Annotated in this window: 17 protein-coding genes and 1 pseudogene; 8 read left to right on the top strand and 10 right to left on the bottom strand. The window is 70.8% G+C overall.

Going from position 1 to position 17,638, the window contains the following annotated elements; genetic code table 11:
* Positions 1–51 precede the first annotated feature (51 nt).
* The gene (locus ABZ453_RS08215) at positions 52–1,566 is read right to left on the bottom strand and encodes a GMC family oxidoreductase N-terminal domain-containing protein (RefSeq protein WP_359012793.1); all 1,515 of its coding nucleotides are present in this window, start codon (positions 1,564–1,566) and stop codon (positions 52–54) included.
* A gap of 244 nt (positions 1,567–1,810) precedes the next feature.
* On the opposite strand from ABZ453_RS08215, the gene ABZ453_RS08210 reads away from it, so the two are divergent.
* Together ABZ453_RS08210 and ABZ453_RS08205 are read left to right on the top strand one after the other, a co-directional pair.
* Complete coding sequence (locus ABZ453_RS08210) at positions 1,811–3,205, top strand: FAD-binding oxidoreductase (RefSeq protein WP_359012791.1); 1,395 nt, start codon at positions 1,811–1,813, stop codon at positions 3,203–3,205.
* A gap of 243 nt (positions 3,206–3,448) precedes the next feature.
* Positions 3,449–4,342, top strand: a complete 894-nt coding sequence (locus ABZ453_RS08205; RefSeq protein ID WP_359012789.1) for a Bax inhibitor-1/YccA family protein — start codon at positions 3,449–3,451, stop codon at positions 4,340–4,342.
* A gap of 78 nt (positions 4,343–4,420) precedes the next feature.
* On the opposite strand, the gene ABZ453_RS08200 is transcribed toward ABZ453_RS08205, so the two are convergent.
* Entirely contained in the window at positions 4,421–4,615 is a 195-nt protein-coding gene (locus tag ABZ453_RS08200) for a hypothetical protein (RefSeq protein WP_359012787.1), read from the bottom strand.
* A gap of 38 nt (positions 4,616–4,653) precedes the next feature.
* On the opposite strand from ABZ453_RS08200, the gene ABZ453_RS08195 reads away from it, so the two are divergent.
* Positions 4,654–4,794, top strand: coding sequence for a hypothetical protein (locus tag ABZ453_RS08195; protein ID WP_359012786.1), 141 nt, complete (start codon positions 4,654–4,656; stop codon positions 4,792–4,794).
* Between the two features lie 40 nt (positions 4,795–4,834).
* On the opposite strand, the gene ABZ453_RS08190 is transcribed toward ABZ453_RS08195, so the two are convergent.
* Positions 4,835–5,389, bottom strand: a complete 555-nt coding sequence (locus ABZ453_RS08190) for a TetR/AcrR family transcriptional regulator (protein ID WP_359012784.1) — start codon at positions 5,387–5,389, stop codon at positions 4,835–4,837.
* Between the two features lie 325 nt (positions 5,390–5,714).
* Between ABZ453_RS08190 and ABZ453_RS08185 the strand changes: the two genes are divergently transcribed.
* Positions 5,715–5,975 (top strand): hypothetical protein, encoded by a 261-nt coding sequence (locus ABZ453_RS08185; RefSeq protein ID WP_359012782.1) that lies wholly within the window; start codon positions 5,715–5,717, stop codon positions 5,973–5,975.
* A 192-nt stretch (positions 5,976–6,167) separates the two neighbouring features.
* Here the strand turns inward: ABZ453_RS08185 and ABZ453_RS08180 are convergent, their stop codons facing one another.
* From ABZ453_RS08180 to ABZ453_RS08160, 5 genes are all read right to left on the bottom strand, one after another.
* The gene (locus ABZ453_RS08180; RefSeq protein ID WP_359012780.1) at positions 6,168–6,503 is read right to left on the bottom strand and encodes a hypothetical protein; all 336 of its coding nucleotides are present in this window, start codon (positions 6,501–6,503) and stop codon (positions 6,168–6,170) included.
* A 113-nt stretch (positions 6,504–6,616) separates the two neighbouring features.
* A complete protein-coding gene (locus ABZ453_RS08175) occupies positions 6,617–7,504 on the bottom strand; it encodes a helix-turn-helix domain-containing protein (protein ID WP_359012778.1) in 888 nt (295 codons plus the stop codon).
* Positions 7,505–7,609: 105 nt separating this feature from the next.
* Complete coding sequence (locus ABZ453_RS08170) at positions 7,610–8,461, bottom strand: alpha/beta hydrolase (protein ID WP_359012776.1); 852 nt, start codon at positions 8,459–8,461, stop codon at positions 7,610–7,612.
* 289 nt (positions 8,462–8,750) lie between these two features.
* Positions 8,751–9,089 carry a creatininase family protein gene (locus ABZ453_RS08165; RefSeq protein WP_359012774.1) on the bottom strand — a complete coding sequence of 113 codons (339 nt, stop codon included), beginning with the start codon at positions 9,087–9,089 and terminating at the stop codon, positions 8,751–8,753.
* Between the two features lie 64 nt (positions 9,090–9,153).
* The gene (locus ABZ453_RS08160; RefSeq protein ID WP_359012772.1) at positions 9,154–10,221 is read right to left on the bottom strand and encodes an alpha/beta hydrolase; all 1,068 of its coding nucleotides are present in this window, start codon (positions 10,219–10,221) and stop codon (positions 9,154–9,156) included.
* 387 nt (positions 10,222–10,608) lie between these two features.
* Between ABZ453_RS08160 and ABZ453_RS08155 the strand changes: the two are divergent.
* Positions 10,609–10,812 (top strand): annotated as a pseudogene (locus ABZ453_RS08155) (helix-turn-helix transcriptional regulator); the annotation flags it as partial.
* 120 nt (positions 10,813–10,932) lie between these two features.
* Positions 10,933–11,430: an SRPBCC family protein gene (locus ABZ453_RS08150; protein WP_359012770.1), complete on the top strand. Its 498-nt coding sequence runs from the start codon at positions 10,933–10,935 to the stop codon at positions 11,428–11,430.
* A gap of 6 nt (positions 11,431–11,436) precedes the next feature.
* Here ABZ453_RS08150 and ABZ453_RS08145 read toward each other — a convergent pair whose 3' ends face one another.
* Entirely contained in the window at positions 11,437–13,698 is a 2,262-nt protein-coding gene (locus ABZ453_RS08145) for a helix-turn-helix domain-containing protein (RefSeq protein ID WP_359012768.1), read from the bottom strand.
* Between the two features lie 267 nt (positions 13,699–13,965).
* Between ABZ453_RS08145 and ABZ453_RS08140 the strand changes: the two genes are divergently transcribed.
* Positions 13,966–14,571, top strand: coding sequence for a hypothetical protein (locus tag ABZ453_RS08140; RefSeq protein ID WP_359012766.1), 606 nt, complete (start codon positions 13,966–13,968; stop codon positions 14,569–14,571).
* A 99-nt stretch (positions 14,572–14,670) separates the two neighbouring features.
* On the opposite strand, the gene ABZ453_RS08135 is transcribed toward ABZ453_RS08140, so the two are convergent.
* Complete coding sequence (locus ABZ453_RS08135; RefSeq protein ID WP_359012764.1) at positions 14,671–16,131, bottom strand: hypothetical protein; 1,461 nt, start codon at positions 16,129–16,131, stop codon at positions 14,671–14,673.
* Between the two features lie 264 nt (positions 16,132–16,395).
* Between ABZ453_RS08135 and ABZ453_RS08130 the strand changes: the two genes are divergently transcribed.
* Positions 16,396–17,124, top strand: coding sequence for a hypothetical protein (locus ABZ453_RS08130; RefSeq protein ID WP_359012762.1), 729 nt, complete (start codon positions 16,396–16,398; stop codon positions 17,122–17,124).
* The last annotated feature ends 514 nt before the right edge of the window (positions 17,125–17,638 follow it).

Raw genomic sequence — 17,638 nt, 5'->3', positions numbered from 1 at the left:
GGGAGAGGATTCCGGCCACCCGCGCCGCGAGCGGGGCCGGATGCGGCCGGATCAGGAACGGCGCAGCAGATCGGCGGCCCGCTCGGCGATGGCGTACACGGTGGCGTTGGTGTTGTTGGAGGGGATGGCGGGGATGACGGAGCCGTCGGCGACACGCAGGCCGTCCAGTCCGTGCACCCGCAGTTCGGAGTCGACGACGGACATCTCGTCCTCGCCCATGAGGCAGGTGCCCACAGGGTGGCAGTAGGAGCCGAAGTACCGGCGGGCGTGCTCGGCCAGCGACTTCTCGTCCACCGCGGAGAGCCCGGGGCTGATCTCCTCGATCCCCCATTCGGCGAGCGCGCTGGACCAGGCGATCCGGCGGGCCGTGGTGATGCCGGACAGCACCGCGCGTACGTCCTCCTCCGCGGTGAAGTACCGGGGATCGATCACCGGCGGCGCGTACGGGTCGGCCGAGCCGATCCGGAGGGAGCCGCGGCTGACCGGACGCATCGGCGAGATGCCGATGGTGAAGCCGTTTTGCACGGGGGCGACCGCGTTGGGCAGCGGGATGTCGATGAAGATGATCTGTACGTCCGGCCCGTCCGTGTCCGGAGTGCTGCGCAGGAGCCCGAGGATCTCGCCGTGGTTGTTGCGCGGTGTGGGCACCGGGCGCTGGACCTGGTAGACGAGGTTGGCGCGCGGGTGGTCGTGCAGGTTGCGGCCCACGCCGGGCAGCCGGTGGAAGACGTCGACCCCGGCAGCCCCCAGGTCGTCCTCGGAGCCGATCCCGGAACGCTGGAGGATCGACGCGGATCCGATGGTCCCCGCCGTGAGGACCACCTCCGTCGCCGCCCTCGCGGTCTGGGTCCGGCCGTCGATGCCGTACTCCACGCCCACGCAGCGCGTGCCCTCGAAGATCAGCCGGTGGGCGGTCGCCCCGGTGACCACGTCGAGGTTGGGGCGGTCGAGGGCGGGGGCGAGGTAGGCGTCGGCCGCGCTCTGGCGGCGTCCGGCGACGACGTTGAGGTCGACCGGGGCGAAGCCCTCCTCCAGGCCGCCGCTGATGTCGACGGCCCGGCGGTGCCCGGTCTCGACCGCGCCGTCGAGGCAGGCGAGCAGGACCTCGTTGGGCTGGGCGGCCGGGCCGACGGTGAGCGGTCCTGCGGTGCCGCGGCCGGGGGCGCCGCTGGTGGCGGTCTCGGTGCGCTGGAAGTAGGGGAGCAGGTCGTCGTAGGTCCAGCCCTTGGCGCCGTGGACGCTCCAGGCGTCGTAGCTGGTGCGGTGGCCGCGGGCGAAGACCATGGCGTTGATGGCGGACGAGCCGCCCAGGCCCTTGCCGCGGGGGAGCGGCACCGGGGCGCCGGAGGCCTCCTGGACCACGGTCCTGTCACCCCAGCCGGCTTCCGAGGCCGCGAGCGAGGGCCAGGCCGGCGGGTAGGCCACGGCTTCCGGCAGCGTGGCCGAACCGGCCTCCAGCAGCAGCACGCGGGTGGTGCCGTCCTCGGTGAGACGCGCGGCGAGCACACAGCCGGCCGAGCCGCCACCGACGATGACGATGTCGTGGTCGGGATGCTGAGAAGACATAGTGATCCGTTCTTCGTGTTCCAAGGTGAATCATCGGTTCGGAATCAACCGTATCAACGATTCGAGTAGCACACGTGTGTGTGATACCTATCTTCATGAAAGACGGAATGGCTGATTCAAGAAACATGTGACGTTCGACATGTCGATGTGAACGTGGGCGGCGTCCGTCTCGTGTCAGTGACGTCAGGTTTCGGCGCCGTGTGCGAGTGAGGTTGTGATCAGGATGAGTGCGAACGTACCCAACGTGACAGGTGTGAACCTGCGGCCGGAGGACATCGCCGTGTTGCGGCACGCCGTGCAGGGACCCGTCCTGGAGCCGGGAGCGGCGGGCTACGCGGCGGAGTGCGCCACGTTCAACCTGGTCTGCGGACTGCGCCCGGCTGTCGTGGTCGGCGCGGCTCGCCAGGAGGACGTCCGCGAGGCGGTCAGGTTCGCCGCGGCCCACGGGCTGCCGGTCGCGGTGAAGTCCGCTGCCCACCAGGTGGTGTCCGGGGCCGAGGACGGGTTGCTGATCACGACTCAGCGGATGAAGGGCATATCCGTCGACGCGCAGAATCGCACCGTGCGGGTCGAGGCGGGCGTGCGCTGGAGCGAGGTGCTGCCGCGCGCGGCGGAGTTCGGCCTCGCCCCGGTGGCCGGCTCCGCGCCGGAGGTCGGCGTCGTCGGCTACACACTGGGCGGCGGGCAGAGCCCCCTGCTGGGCCGTACCCACGGCTACGCCGCCGACCACGTCCGGTGGCTGGACGTGGTCATGGCGGACGGTGAACCGCGCCGGGTGACGCCGCATGGCGACCCGGACCTGTTCTGGGCGCTGCTCGGCTGCAAGGGCAACTTCGCCGTGGTGACCGGCATGGAGTTCGCGGTGTTCCCGGTCTCGCGCTTCTACGGCGGCGGCGTCTACTTCGCCGGTGAGCACCTGGAGCGGGTGCTGGACGCCTGGCGCGCGTGGCTGCCGACGGTGGGGGAGGACACGACCTCGTCCCTGGGCATCCAGCGGCTGCCCGACATACCCGCGCTGCCCGAGCCGCTGCGCGGTGCCTTCGTCGTCCACCTGCGGGTCGGTCACCTCGGGTCGGCGGCAGACGGCGCCGAACTCGTTGCCCCGCTGCGGGCCGCCGCACCGGCCCTGCTCGACCTGGTAGGGGAGAAGCCCTTCACCGCCATCGGGGAGATCCACATGGACCCGGTCGACCCGATGCCCTACTTCGACCGCAGCGTCTGCCTGGAGGAGTTCTCCGCGAAGACGGCCCGCACGCTGGTGGAGTTGACCGGCGCCGACTCGGGCTGCACCCTGGCGAACGTCGAGATCCGGGCACTCGGCGGCGCTCTCGACCGGGCACCCGAGTTCCCCAACTCCGTCTCCAGCCGGGGACTTCCGTACGTCGTCTTCGCGTTCGCGGCGGGCGACCCGGCCGACGCCGAACGGCTCAGGACCGGGCTGGACCGGGTCGTGGACGGACTGATGCCCTGGGCGGCCGGGCGGGGCATGGCGAACTTCCTCTCACCCGACGAGGCGACCGACGCCGCGGGTATGCGCGCCGTGTACGGCCCGCAAGCCTACGACCGGCTCGCCGAGGTGAAGAGGCGTCACGACCCGGACAACGTCTTCCGCTTCAACCACAACGTCATGCCCGCCTGATCCCGCTCCTGGAGACACATGTGCCCGGGAGCTCGGCTTCGAACTGCCGTGACTGTCCGTCGCGGGCCACACACCCCTGCGGACAGCGCCGTCGAATGACTGATGCGCGCAGTTTGTCCGGTGGTGGAGGCTGGCAGCGGCCGACACCCGGAACCACGCACACGCACACCGGGGACGCCACTTCGCGGGTGCTGGTAAGGGCCCCGGACGACGGTACGTCCGACATGGAGAAGAGGAACTGGCGTGACACCGGTCGAGCAGCAGCATTCGCTGACGAGCAGCAACCCGGTACTCTCCCGGCCGCAGTTCAGGCGCCGGGGCGGACAGAAGACGGTGGTCATGGATCAGGGGGCGGGGATCGTCGTCCCGTGGGGCCGGACCGGCCCAGGTCAGGACACCGATCCGCTGTACGGCGACGGTCCCGCGCCGCTGCCCCTGCTCGTCGCCGACCTGATGACGATGGACGACGTGGTGCACCGCGCGGCAGCGGGGCTCACGGCGACGGCATTGGCCGCGGCACTGTCGTGGGCCCTGCTGGCCGCCGTCCCCCTCGCCACGGGAGCGGCCTGCGGCGCCGTCGCGGGCGCCGCACTCGTCGCGGCCACGCTGCTGGTGCTCCAGTGCCGGAGGAACCGGCCCTCGCCGGCCCTGAGCCTGACGTTCGCCGCGTTCCAGGGCGTGTTCCTGGGCGTGTTCTCCGGCACGGTCGCCCACCACGCCGCCCCGGGCCTGCTCGTCCAGACCGTGCTCGGGTCCATGGCCGCCTCCGCCGGCTCCCTCCTCGCCCACAGGCTGCACTGGATCCGGGCCGGCCGTCGGTTCCGGCCCTTGGTCGGCGCCGGGCTGCTGGCCCTGAGCCACCTCGCTCTCGCGGACTGGCTCCTGCTGCCTGACCTGGGCGCCGACGGTCTGGGCCTGCGCCCTGTGGGACTCGGTGTCTTCATGGGGCTCGTGGGTGTCGTCCTCGCGACGCCCATGCTGTCCCTGCACTTCCGCAAGGTCGAAGACGCTATCGACTTCGGAGCCTCCCGGGGGCAGGCCTGGGTGGCCGCGTTCGGTGTCACCCTGACCCTGACCTGGCTCTACGTGGAGATCGTACGGCTGCTTACGCTCTTCCCCGCCGAGGACGTCTACTGAGGCGAGGGTGTGGCCACCGGGCTTTCACCACGACAGTGGACAGCATCCCGGCGCCGTACGCGACGGCGTGGCAGCGGATCATCGGTTGGCGAACGGTTCGAACTCCGCCTTTCCGAAAGGCAGGTCGGCCGTGGTGGCCGCACCGACGAACAGCGCGTTCACCGCGATCAGCACGGTGTCCCAGGGACGCAGTGCCCGGTCGGTGGGGGACAGGAACTGGGTCACCATGACGGCGGGAACAGAAGCGCCCGTGCAGGTAGTTGGTGATCTCATGATCGCCGAGGCTCAGGCCGTACAGGTACACACCGGCCGTGAACCATGTTGCCGACTTCGACCCGGCCCAGGAACTGGTTGTCCGCGACGTACGCCGGGGTTGCGGCAGCCTGCTGTGCCCGAGACGTCCCGGCATGACCGGGGGCGAGGTGTCCGGCGTCCGCGACAGAGGCGGATGACTGACCACACCGGCACAACGTCCCGGACACCCGGCGGAGTTCACCCCAAGGGGCACAACCCCCGCATGAGCACGTCGAAGAGCCTTGCGCGCCGGGCACGTTCCTCCTCGTCGCCCTCGTCCGTGCCGACCCGCCACAAGGGGCCGACCAGCAGGAGTATGTCGGTCGCGGTGGTACCCGCCGCGATGGTCCCGGCCGCCTCGTTGGCGTCCACCAGCGCCGTCAGGGCGTCCAGCAGCGGCTGATGGGCCTGACGGCACAGCTCTGTCGGTGTTCCCGTGGCTCCGTGCACGGCGCTCGCGAACTCCGGTGTGCACCTGCCGAGTTCCACGAGGCGCCCCAGCCAGGCCCGCAGAGCGAGCGACGGGCACAAGGTGCTCAGAAGGGCGGGCACGGCGGTCGTCAGCTCCTCCACCTCCTCGCCGTACACCTGGAGCACCAGGGACTCGCGGCTGGGGAAGTGGCGGTAGAGCGTGCCCTGCCCCACACCCGCTCTGCGCGCTATGGACTTCAGCGAGGTGTCGCCGGGAAGGGCGAGCACCTCAGCCGCTGCTTCGAGGATGCGCAGCCGGTTGGAGCGTGCGTCCGATCTCATCGATGTTCCGGTCTCTCCGGTCTCTACGGTGGTCATGCCGTGGGCCTGCCCTGCTGCTCCGGGCCGGGTCGATGTAACAGACACGTGTCTCACCGGGGCCGGTGTGCTGGCCCCAATGAGACACGTATTCTGGTGGAAACCTACACCGGCCCGCGAACAGAACCGGAGCCGCGCCGCACCCTACTTCAGGACGTGCGCCGCACGCGGTCCGTCGCCGTAGCCGGTCGGACGGTTCCGGCGAGGGCGGGCCGTCCGAAGGCCATCGATTCCCATGTCACATGTGATAGCCGCTCTCCCAGTCGTCCAAGATCGGCCCGCCCGGTCCGTGGAGCGGACCCTCGCGGCCCGCCTGCTGGTGGCCTGTGCCGGCGATGGACTGTTCACCCCGGTCCGGGTTCGCGAGACCCCCCTGGACGGGAGCGTCGCCCTGACCTACGTCGGAGACGGCCGTCTCGCTCGGCTCCTCGCCCAGCTGATCGAGGTGACCACGCGTCCCGCGCCGGACGCCGACGCGGCGCTCACTCGGGCGTGGAGCCTGGAGGAGCGGTTGGCACGGGAACGGGTGGGCGAGGACGAGGAGTTGTGACAGGAGGCGGTTGAACGGCTCCTCGGGCGCGGCGCTGTCCCTCAGGCGGATCGGAGCCGCGCCGAGGCGGTGGTGCAGCCCGCCTCCACGGCGGTCCGGCTATACGCCTTTTGGCGAGCTTCCGAGGCCGTATCGGTGCGTGTCGGGCTGTCCACGCCTACTGGGGCGCCCGTGGGACGGGGGCCGCCGAGGTCATCGCAGATGGTCCCCGGAGAAGGGCAGCGAGGTCAGGAACGTGTTGCGGCGGGCGTGCAGCGACGCCCACATCTCCAGGTTGAGCCACAGCGCGGTGCGGGGCTGGGCGAGGCCGGAGAGGGCGAACAGGCTGCGGACCAGGTCGGCGTGGCGGGCGGCGACCTTGACGGCGAGGATGGCATCGAGCGGGGTCCCGGCGATCACGAAGTCCCGCAGCCCGGCGTCGTGCGCCGTGGCCATCACCCGGTCGGCCAGGGCGTCCGCGGCCAGTCGACCGGCGGGCCGCGCCCCGATCCGGGGAGGTGGGCGAGCACGACGGTGTGTGTGCCGCAAGGCCGGAGACCAGTGCCTCCCAGGTGTCGGCGGCGGAGCCCCCGATGCCGGGCAGGAGGATCAGACCGGGCCCGCTGTCCAGGATGTCGTATGCCAGCATGTGGCACGTCTTCTCATACTTCTCTGGGATCACGAGAGGGGACGGCGCGCGGGTTCACCGGCTCGGCGGTCCAGGCGGTGAGGACGCGCAGGGCGTCGTGGGAAGGGGTGCCGGTCTCGGTGGTGAGGACCATGAGCCGTTGTCCGGAGCCGTCGGAGCCCGACCAGGTGTCGCAGTCGAGGGTGAGGTCACCGACCAGCGGGTGACGGTAGTGCTTGGTCCCGTACGTCGCGCTGTTGACTCGGTGTTCGGCCCACCATGTGCGGAAGTCCGCATCCTTCGCGGACAGTTCGGTGACGAGGCGGTCCAGGTCCGGGTCGGCAGGGTCGGCGGCGGCCTCCATGCGCAGCGCGGCGACGGCGTCCCGGGCGTCGTGCTCCCACTCCTGGTGCATCCCCCGGATCGCGGGGTCGGTGAACATCAGCAGCAGGTAGTTGCGCCGGTCGGCCGGGATCGCGGCGAAGTCGGTGTAGAGGGCCGCGGCGGCCGGGTTCCAGGCCAGGATGTCCAGGCGAGCGCCGAGTACGAGCGCGGGTGTCCGGGCTAGCTGGTCCAGCAGCCGACGCATGGCAGGCCGTACCTGCTGGGCCGGCCGGCGCCGGTGCGGGCGGTCGTCGGTGCGCCCGGCGAGTTCGTAGAGGTAGCTCTGTTGGTCGTCGTCCAGGCGCAGGGCGCGGACGAGGGTGGCGAGGACGGGGGCGGAGGCGCGGACGCGGCCCTGTTCGAGCCGGGTGTAGTAGTCGACGCTGATCGCGGCGAGGTGGGCGACCTCCTCGCGGCGCAGTCCGGCGACCTTGCGTGTGGTGTGGGTGCCGTGCAGACCACACTCCTCCGGATCCAGCTGGGCTCGGCGGGCCTTGAGGAACTTCCCGAGCGCACTAGGGTCGACGTGTGAGGTCATGGCGTCCATTCTCCGGCGAACCGCACACCGTGAGGTGTGCCGGGCGATGTCCGTGGCGTGCCCCGAGGGCGGCGGGAGCGGGTGTCCAGCCGCCCTCCGGGAGCGTCAGCGGACGGTGGCGTGGGCGGCCCGCTCAATCACGTCGGCCACCAAGTGGGGATGGGAGACGGCGACCGAGTGGGAGGCGGCGACCTCCGTGGTGTGGGCGTGGGCGCGCTTGGCCATGAAGCGCTGGACGGCGGCCGGGATGTTGAGGTCCTGGGTGGTGACGATGTCCCAGCTCGGGATGGTCTTCCAGGCCGCGGTGGTGGCCTTCTCGGTCAGGGCGGCCTGGGCGATGGGGCGCTGTTCCGCGGCCATCAGGGCGGCCTGGTCTGCGGGGACGTCGGCGGCGAACTGGTGGTGGAACTTGGCCTGTTGGATGTACAGGTCGGTGGCGGTGGTGCCGTCGGCCTGCTGGTAGGTGACCGGGTCGAGAGCGTCGGGGAGGGTGGAACCGGGGTACTTGTTGGTCAGCTCCAGGGCGCTCTCGCCCGGGGCGGGTAGGAAGGCCGCGACGTAGACCAGCGCCTTGACCTGGGAGTCGTTGGTGGCGGCCTCGCTGATGACGTTGCCGCCGTAGGAGTGGCCGACGAGGATCTTCGGGCCCTTGACGTGGTCGAGGACCGTGCGCAGGGCGGCTGCGTCGGAAGCGGGGCCGCGCAGCGGGTTGGCGGCGGCGACGACCGGGTAGCCGTCGGCGCGCAGGTCGGCGATGACGCCGTTCCAGCTGGAGCCGTCGGCGAAGGCGCCATGCTCCAGGACGACGGTCGGCTTGGTGTGTCTGGCCGCCTCGGCGGTGTTCGTCGCGCCGCTGGCGGTGCCGCTCAGAGCGAACGCGCCGAGGGCGAGTCCCGCCGTGAGCGTCGAGACCACACCTGTCACCAGCCGCTTGCGGCCATCCTTGATGCTCACCACGACAGACCTCTCTCACATGTGTTTACAGAAGTTCCAAAACAGGGTGGGCGACCCGACCGGACTCGCGTCACCGCCTTGACTGGTGATTAACCTGTCACGCCGTTCGTCACCTGTCAAGATGGTGACGAATGAGCGTGCGGGTGTTGGCGGGCTCCTCCCGCACATGTGCCAGGTGGGGGCCGATCGGGGTCGCTCGCCCTTCTCCGGACTCGCCATCCGGGCGTCGCCCGCGGCCCGTGCGCGTGGCTCAGATGCTCGGTGCGAATCAGCTCGGGATAGGCGGCCATCATCATGGACGGCTCACGCCCGACGCCGAAGTAGCTGGTGAACGCGATCGGTGTCGCCAGTTCCACGGTAGTTCGGTCGTGAGGGTGTTGAGGGCGGTCATGTTCCCGCCGTGCCCGTTGACGATCAGGATGCGGGAGAAACCCACCCGGATCATGGAACGGCACACGTCACGCAGCAGCGCGTGCAGGGTGGGCAGGCTGATCGTGAGGGTGCCGCCGAGCGCCATGTGGTGCTCGGAGAGCCCGACTGAGATCGATGGGGTCACCACCACCCCCGTGTTCCGCGCCGCGAGGGCGCGCAGTTCTGTGACCGTCAGACGGTTCCACAGGACTTCGCTCATCTGGGACCTCTCCTGTGAGTGGTCTGGCCGGCAGGCGGGACGCCGGCCCGGCGGCTGGGGAATCTCAGAGGCGATCGGCGTCGACCACGGCCTGCGCGAAGGTGGTGGGCGCCTCCTGCGGCAGGTTGTGGCCGATGTTCGCGATGGTCCGGTGCTGGTACGGGCCGGTGAAGTGGTCGCGGTAGGCCGCGCCGTCGCCGGCCGGGGTGAAGGGGTCGAGAGCCGCGTCGAGGGTGATGGTGGGCACGTGGATGGGGGGCTGCGCGGCGAGCTGCTTCTCGTAGCGGTCGTAGCGGCGTTCGCCTGCGATGAGTCCGATGCGCCAGCGGTAGTTGTAGAGGACGATGGCCGCGTAGTCGGGGTTCTTGAAGGCCTGGGAGGTGCGCTCGAAGGTGGCGTCGTCGAAGTTCCAGTTGGGTGAGACGAGCGTCCACACGTAGCGGCACAGCGCGATGCGCTGGTCCTCGTTCTCCATGGCCTTCTTGCCGCGGTCGCTGGCAAAATACCATTGGTACCACCAGTTGTGCTCCACGGCCGGGGCGGCGGGTTCTAGCTGCGCCTTGACGTTGGTGATCAGGTAGCCGCTGGTGGAGACGAGCGCCTTGACACGCTCCGGCCACAGGGCGGCGATGATGTCGGCGGTGCGCGAGCCCCAGTCGAATCCGGCGAGGATCGCCTTCTGGATCTTGAGGGCGTCCATGAAGGCGATGATGTCCAGCGCGATGGCGGACTGCTCGGCGTTGCGCGAGGTGTGGCCGGACAGGAAGCGGGTGCTGCCGTGGCCGCGCAGGTACGGGACGAGGACGCGGTAACCCTGGTCGGCGAGGAGCGGGGCGACGTCGACGAAGCTGTGGATGTCGTAGGGCCAGCCGTGCAGCAGGAGGACGACCGGGCCGTGCGCGGGCCCCGCCTCGGCGTAACCGATGTCCAGGACGCCGGCCTTCACGTGCTTGACCGTGCTGAACTCCGTGTGGGTGCCGGGGGTGACGGCGGGCACCACGGGAGCGGCGATGCCGCCCGGCGTGTGCGTCGCGGTCGAGGCGAAGGCACCGGCCTGGAAGCCGGACAGCGAGACCGCCGCCGCGCCGGTGCCCAGGCCGACGGCCTTGCTGAAGGTGCGCCTGTTGATCATGTGAAACCCTCTCGTGCGTTTCGGTGACCGGCCCGCGTCCGTGACATCCCCCGCGCACTTCGGCACTGTGGGGCACCGCGCGGCTCATGGGCGTGATGGCTCTCGCGCGGTACCGGTCACCTGTCAATCAGGTGGCGATGGGCGTTTCGTCGGGTGCGGACAGCGGACCCGAGGCCGCCCCGTCTCCGGGAACGGCATCGGCGATACACACTCTGGCCCGTGGGGAAACCGGACACATCAGTCATCTGACGGTCGGGAGTGAACGGCGACGGCAGGGGCGTGGGACACACGGCTTCCCGGGCCTCCGCCACAGCCCGGCTCCCGCCCCGCCTGTGCGGGTACTGGACCTGGCATGCGATGCCCTGGCGACGCCCGACGGCGAGGCTGCTGACGGCTCAGGAGAGGCAGACCGCGAACCTGGCGGCGACCGGGCTGACCAACGAGCAGATCGCCGAGCGGCTGTTCCTCTCGCACCCCACGATCGGAACGCACCTGTACCCGATCTATCCGGAACTCGGCGTCGACTCCCGTGCCGCCCTCCGTGACGCCCTGGCGCCCTCGAACTCCATCCCGGACCGGCCAGTCAGATGACGTATGCGCCCGGACCGGTCCGCCCGCACACTGGTCGGGGAACGCCCTGAGACTGTCGTACCGTCGGCACCGACGTCGGCCCACCCGAAAGTCGAACAAGCAGCACGAAAGAGAACGCGGATGTACGACACCTCGGACCACCATCCGGACATCCACTGGCCCTCCGGTTTCTCGCCCGCCGACGCCCACAGCTTCCACCGGGCGCAGGCTGTCGTGCCCGGCCCGCCGGAGCGGTCCTTCACCCTGCTCACGGACGTGGCGAACTGGCCGAACTGGGTGCCCGGCTGCGAGGAGGTCAGCACGGGCACCCTGACGCAGACCTTCGAGGTGGTCTGGGCGGGGCACCGCTTCGAGGTCTTCGTCGGGGAGCACGTGCCTCCCCGCCGGATCGGCTGGCTGGGCATCGGCGGAGGCGTGATGCTCTACCAGGCCTGGCTGCTCACGGAGACCGAGAGCGGCAGCACGGAGATCGTGGTGGAGAACGCCGTCCGCGCCGATGTCCCCCGGCCTCTCGACACCCTCTCCCGTTCCTGGGCCGAGCGCCTGAACGAACTCTGGCTGGCCCAATTGGGCAAGCTCTCGGAGCACACCACGAACCAGGATCCTGGGCTGTCGTAGGTCTCTTCACCGCCCGTCGGGTGCGCCGGAGGGGTCCGCCCGGTGCGGCAGGCCGTTCGGCCTGGCCCGGATGAGGTCGGCGCGTGCCACCCGCAGGCCGTCGAACAGGTCGGCCGACCGGGTCCAGCTCGCACGGGCCCCTTCCACCGACCCCTGCTGCAGTTGCGCGGACGCGATCTGGTCCCACACCTCGGCCTGGCCGTAGGTGTCCAGGACCGCTTCGAACAGCCGCAGCGCGCTCTCGTAGTTGCCGACGGCCGCGGCGAGATCGCCGAGGTTCTGCCGCGCCTGGCCGAGATTTGCCAGAGCCACCCCTTCGGTGCGACGGTCACCGGCCGCACGGAGCAAGGGGAGCGCCTCCTCCGCCACAGATATCGCCCCCAGATGGTCGCCCACCTCGTCGAGAACGGCTCCGAGTCCCACCAGAGCGACCGGGATCTTGTCCCGCAGGCCGTGCTCCCGGCAGAGCGCGAGCGCGTTGCGCGCGTGCCGAAGGCCTTCGTGGGGGCGCTTCTGCGAGAAACGCAGCCAGTTGAGGTTCTGCTCGGCGCGGACCCGGCGCGCCGGGGGAAGCCGGTGCATGTGCCGGATCATCATGGCCGCCGGCTCGTCCGCTTCCCCGTGGCTGCCGGTCTCCACCAGCGCGCGCACGAGGTTCGCGCTGCTCTGCACAATGGCGACGGGATCGTCGAGGGTGAGAGCGGCGTCGAGGGCGATGCGTCCCGCGGCTATCTCCTCCGTCCAGCGGCCCGTCACGACGTTGTAGCCGACCCATTCGAGCGCGAGATCGACGCGCCGGCGCAGCAGCCGGGGGTCTTCGATACGGCGCAGCGCGGCAGTGGTGGCTGCCGATTCCCGCCGGTACCAGTCCAGGGCCTCCTCACGGCCTGCCATCCGGACGTACGCCACCCCCTCGGCCGCGGGACCGGGCGGGTCGGCCTTGACCCTGGAGACGAACAGCCCCGCTGCGTAGGCGTTGTGGCGCAGGTAGTCCAGGAGACGGGTCTCGGCGGCCAGTCGGTCGTCACCGCACTGCTCGACGAGTTCCACGCCGTAGGCACGGACCAGGTCGTGCAGGACATGGTGTCCGAGGGCGTCGTGGGAGAGCAGACTCGCGGCGGTCAGCTCCCGCAGCCGCAGCCGGGCCGACGCCATGTCCACCCCGGCCAGGGAGGCGGCGGCCTCTGCGGACGCCGACGGCCCCGGATGAAGGGCCAGGAACCGGAAGAAGCGGGCCGTCTCCTCGGTCAGCGCGCGACACGACCACGAGAAGACAGCCCGGACGTCGGCGCGCGTGTCACCGGTCGACAGGACGTCGAGCCGTGCCTCCCGGAGCTCATCCAGGGCGACTCGAAGACGCATCCCGGGTGCGGCGCTCAGCTGGGCGCCGACCACAGCGACGGCCAGCGGCAGGTACCCGCACAGCCGGACCAGTTCGGCCGCCGCCCCGGGCTCGGACCGGCACCGCTCCTCACCGATGCGCGCGCCCAGCGCGGCCAGCGCGTCGCCCTCATCCCACACGTCCAGACCGACCAGGTTGGAGCCCTCGGCCGCCGCCAGTCCCGACAGCCGGTTGCGGGAGGTCACGAGGGTGAAGCAGCCCGAGGCGGTGGGCAGCAGCGGCCGGACCTGCTCCTCGTCACGGGCGTTGTCCAGCAAGACGACCAGCCGCCGGGACGCCGTCCGCCGCCGGAACAGCGCCGCACGCTCCTGCGTGTCCGCCGGCAGCTCGGCGCTGGGCACCCCCAGCGCGGTCAGGAATCCGCCGAGAGCCTCCCCCGGGTCCAGGGGCCGCCCGGTCTCCTCGAACCCGCGCAGGTTCACATACAGCTGTCCGTCCGGGTAACGGTCCGCGACCTGGTGCGCCCAGTGCACGGCGAGGGTCGTCTTGCCCACGCCGGCCATGCCCCCGATGGCCGCGATGACGGCCCGACCACCGTGCCCGGCGCCCTGCTCGGTGAGAGCGCGAACGGTCCGCACGGCCTCCTCGCGGCCACGGAAGACGGCCAGATCGGGCGGCAACTGCCGGGGCACCTTGTGCACATCGCCCGTCGCGGCCCGCACCAGCAGGTGCCGGTCCTCCTTGGTGGGCTCCAGGGCGTCCAGCAACTCGCTCAGCGTGGTCTGGCGGGGCAGGCTCCTGCCGCGCTCCATGTCGCTGATGGCCCGCACACTCACACCGGACGCTCCGGCGAGCGCCTCCAGCGTCAGCAGGGCCCGCTGCCGCGCCTCACGCAGCAGCCGGCCGAACGTTTCCTTGTCACTCATGCCGTCCCCGATGCGCATCGAGACATCTGCCGCGCTTAGTGTGTTTCTCGAACGTCGCGAAACGTAGCAGTTATGAATCGGTCGCGACAACGAGGTTGTGCGACAGATACCTGCCTCAGCCGTGAACCGGGCAGGCCGCCGCGTCGGTCTATGTATGGGGGGATGTGACCTACGAGCATGGAGGATCGGATGGGTATCTCGGGTGAAGAGGGCGAAGGGACACCGCGCGGGCACGCGCTGTCGGAAGGCTGTCCGGAGGAGATTCGGATGGGCCTGAACGTGGTGTGGAGCGTGCTCCACTCCGCCGTCCTGGCCCAGAGCTGTCTGCCGTACGCAACCGTGACTCCGCAGTTGCGGGCAACACTCCTGTCGAGGCTGGACGCCGAGGTCGGCGAAGCCGCAACGCCCTGGGCGATCTGGGCGGACAAACCCATGGCCGCCCTGTTCCTGGAAGCCGCCGCGTGGCTCGAAGGCGGGACCGCGGGGGCCGGCGATTCCCTCCGGGGGTGCTACGTGCTGGGGCCCGCCTCGTTGCCCACGACCGTCGCGGGCCGGGACGAGGACCGGATGTGCGTCAACGGCGCGATGCTCGCCTCCACGTATGACGCTGTCGACGAGCTGCTGCACCAGATGATGCAGGTCCTCTTCCCGGTGCTCACGCCGTTCGAGGAGGGCTGGGGACCCGGGAAGCACGCCCGGGTGTGGCGGCATGAGGGTGAGGTTCTCGCAGTGACCCAGTGCCTGCGACTGTCCGGCAGCCCTGCGTCCGTGTCGCGGGACGCGGCCTTCGCCGTCGACGCCCCGCCCCTCGAGACGTCGTATCTCGGCTTCTACTACCTCTCCGAGCCGGCCTTGCGGCTCCTGGGCGGCTGACGAGCACAGAGCCCGTCGTCGGGCGGTCCCCTGACCGACGCCTGCGGCGTCCGGTTCGGGCAGGGCGGCCGGTTGGGGGAACGGTCGCCGGATCCGGCCCTAGCCCGAGACGGGTTTGGAGCCGATGCCCCGGCCGATGACGGGCACCGGCAGGCCGGACGCCGTGGGGGCTGACTGCGACAGCCCGTGCCGGATGGTCAGTTCGTGCAGTTGCTGCCGGTCCCGTGCGCCGAGGGCGCCGTGGGCGTGGAGCACGGCACGCACGCACACCTCGGGCTCCAACTGGCCGAACAGCGTGTCCAGTTCGGGCCAGAGGGAATCCCACTCCCACGGAGCGGCGTCGGCCGCCCGGTGCGGCACGCCGAGGTCGAGTGCGACCGTGTCCGCTTGGGCGGGGCGGGCGGTGGCGAGGAACGGGGGCTCGGTGTCACGGGGGCCGATCCACAGCCCGGCGGGGGTCACGGCCGCCTTCCAGTACCGCCCGAGCGGCAGCGCGTCGGGCTCGGCGCCCCCGCTCAGGACCGGCGGGACCCGCCACTGGGTCACACGCGCCGGCCGGCCGCCCGGCGCGTGGACCATGGTCCGGGCGAAGGGCCGCCAGGCCGGACGGCCGGCGGAGTCGAGCAGGTACTGGTCCACGGCGGCATCGCCGGCCGCGACACCGTCAGCGAGATCCGCGTGGCTCACCACCGGCGCTCCCACCGCCTCCTGGACATCGCAGCCCAGCAGGTCCGCCACCTCCTGGGCGGCCCGGCCTATCGGGCACCCGGCCAGGGACACCAGCCGCAGCGCGTCGCGCACCTGCTCCGGGAGTGCCGCCATCACCACCGCGAGTGCGGCGGCGGGGATGTCCGGCGAGGTGAGGAGCAGGTGCGGCCGGTCGGGCTCCGGCGGTACGGCGTCCAGCCGGGCCCGGGTCGCGGGTGACATCGGGCCCACGGGCCGTATGGCGAGCCCGGCCGCCACGGGCTCGACGACGTGTCCGGCCAAGGACTGCCGGCCCATCCGCCGCATGGCTGCCTCCCAGCCCGGAACCGGCAGATGACAGCTCACCCGGCGGGCGGGAGCGCCCGGTGAGAAGTGCCACCAACCCCCGGACGCGCCCGGGGCAGAGGGGGAGAAGAGGGCTCCGTCCGCGGTCACCAGCGCGGCCCCGGCGGTGGCCAGGACGTCATACCGCCACCGTTCGCAGATCAGCCGGGCCGCCGACGGGTGTCCCTCGGACTCGTCGGCCCCCTCGGACATCACCAGCGTCAACAGGCGTACATGAGCGTCCCGGTCGGCCTCCAGGACCGGGGCCAGCAACCCGCACAGCCCTTCCGCACCGCCCGCGCCCACAGGTGCGCCGACCAGGACCACGGCCTCGTTCGGCCGGGTGGGACCGAGCCGGTCGGCGAGCCGCGTGAGCCACAGCGGTGGCCTGCTCCCCGTGTGCACCAGATGCAGGCGTTCACCGCCGGGGAAGACGGTGAGCGGGGCGGTGGCACCGGGACCGGCCTCGCCACGGTCCCGGCCGGCGCCACGTTCGATTACCGCGTCTCCCGCGGGGATGTCGGTCATACAGTCCTCACAGTTCATGATGCGACGGCCGGAGGCACGCGGGCAGCGTGAAGCGGATGCGGAGCGGCCACTGCCGCCGAGGCGAACACACATGCTCATCGGATCCCGGATGTCACACATGTGTCTGCGTTCGGCAGTCTACCCATGGCACATCGCGCCGCTCGCCGTCTCATTTCAGGTAGCAGTCGACTTTGTGTTAACCATGGGTGTCTCCACACTGGACACGCACTGCCGAGGGAGCACGAAGTGATTTCCGAGCCGGAGATGACAGAGGAATTCGGCCCCCTGGACTCCCGTGAGGTCGTGGGTGACCGCATACGGGAGGCCGGAGAGCGACGCCCTCGGCGGAGGCCGCCGTGGGTGTGGGCCCTGGGCGGGGCGGTCGCGGCATCGGCGCTCTGGACAGCGGCGGTGGGCCTGCTGGACCTGGGCGGCCACAAGCCCGACGCATTGGGCTACCGGCTCACCCGTGACCCGTGCCGCACCATGCGGCTGCCCTCGCTGGAAACCGCGATCACACCGAGAGACGCCGACTACGTGACCAGTTCGGGCCTCCTGCGGAGCCGCGCTCTCGACCAGGTCCAGTGCTCCATACCTCTCGACACGAGCGAACAGACCATGAGCGAGGACCACTGGCACAGGAACTACACCGTGGGCGTCACGGTCGCGCTGCACAAGAAGACCGACCCCGGTACCGAGTTCGAGGCGCAGAAGCGAGTGACCGACCTGGGCATCGTGCCGTCCGTCGACGTGCGGTCCCTGCCCGGTCTCGGGCACCAGGCCTTCTTTATCGTCAAGGACGCCGGCCACTGCGAACTCAGGGTCCTGGCGGGCGGGGCGGTGTTCTCGATAAGCCTTTCCATCGGTCAGTACTACGAAAGCGCAGGTGACGACTCCACGTTCGACAACCCGCCCGACCTGCCCAACCCGACCACTTTCCAGCGAGCCATGGTCAGCGACATGCGGTACCTCATGACCAGCCTCGGACGGTGACTTCTTGCAGCTGGACGTGTCAGCGGCTCATGGGGGGTGTGGGGAAGTCGTCGCAGGACGGGTGTTCTGGTGCCCGCCGCGATGCTGACGACCGGCAAGCGGGGAGTGGCCGCCGTCCGGGCGTCAGCGGGGCCAGGGACTGGGTCGAAGTGCACCTGCAGGATGCCCCGGGCGCCTGCTGTCGCGAGCCGCACCGGGGCCCCGGTGCGGTGCGGGGGGCCAGGTCGAAGGTGACGGGCCGGTCCGCGGAGTTGGGTGCAGTGATGGTCAACCTGCGCTCGGTGTTGGACGGTTGAGGGGTCTCGGGGAAGGCGGCGGACCGGTCGGGACGCCGTTGGATCACCAGGACCGCGGGGCGCATGTCACGGGAAACACGTGGCACACGTGGCGTTCGTGGCGCGCGTCGGACATGTCGTAGGGGCGATACGGCGGTGCCCGGCCCAGGTGGCGGCGAGCGCCGGCGGAGGGGCCGGCGGAAGACTTGAAATCACCACCTTGACGGGTGATGCATGCG

Origin of the sequence: Streptomyces sp. NPDC005799, assembly GCF_040630525.1 — a bacterium.
GTDB classification, from domain to species: Bacteria; Actinomycetota; Actinomycetes; order Streptomycetales; family Streptomycetaceae; genus Streptomyces; species Streptomyces griseorubiginosus_B.
This window is presented reverse-complemented; position numbering and strand designations above follow the sequence as displayed.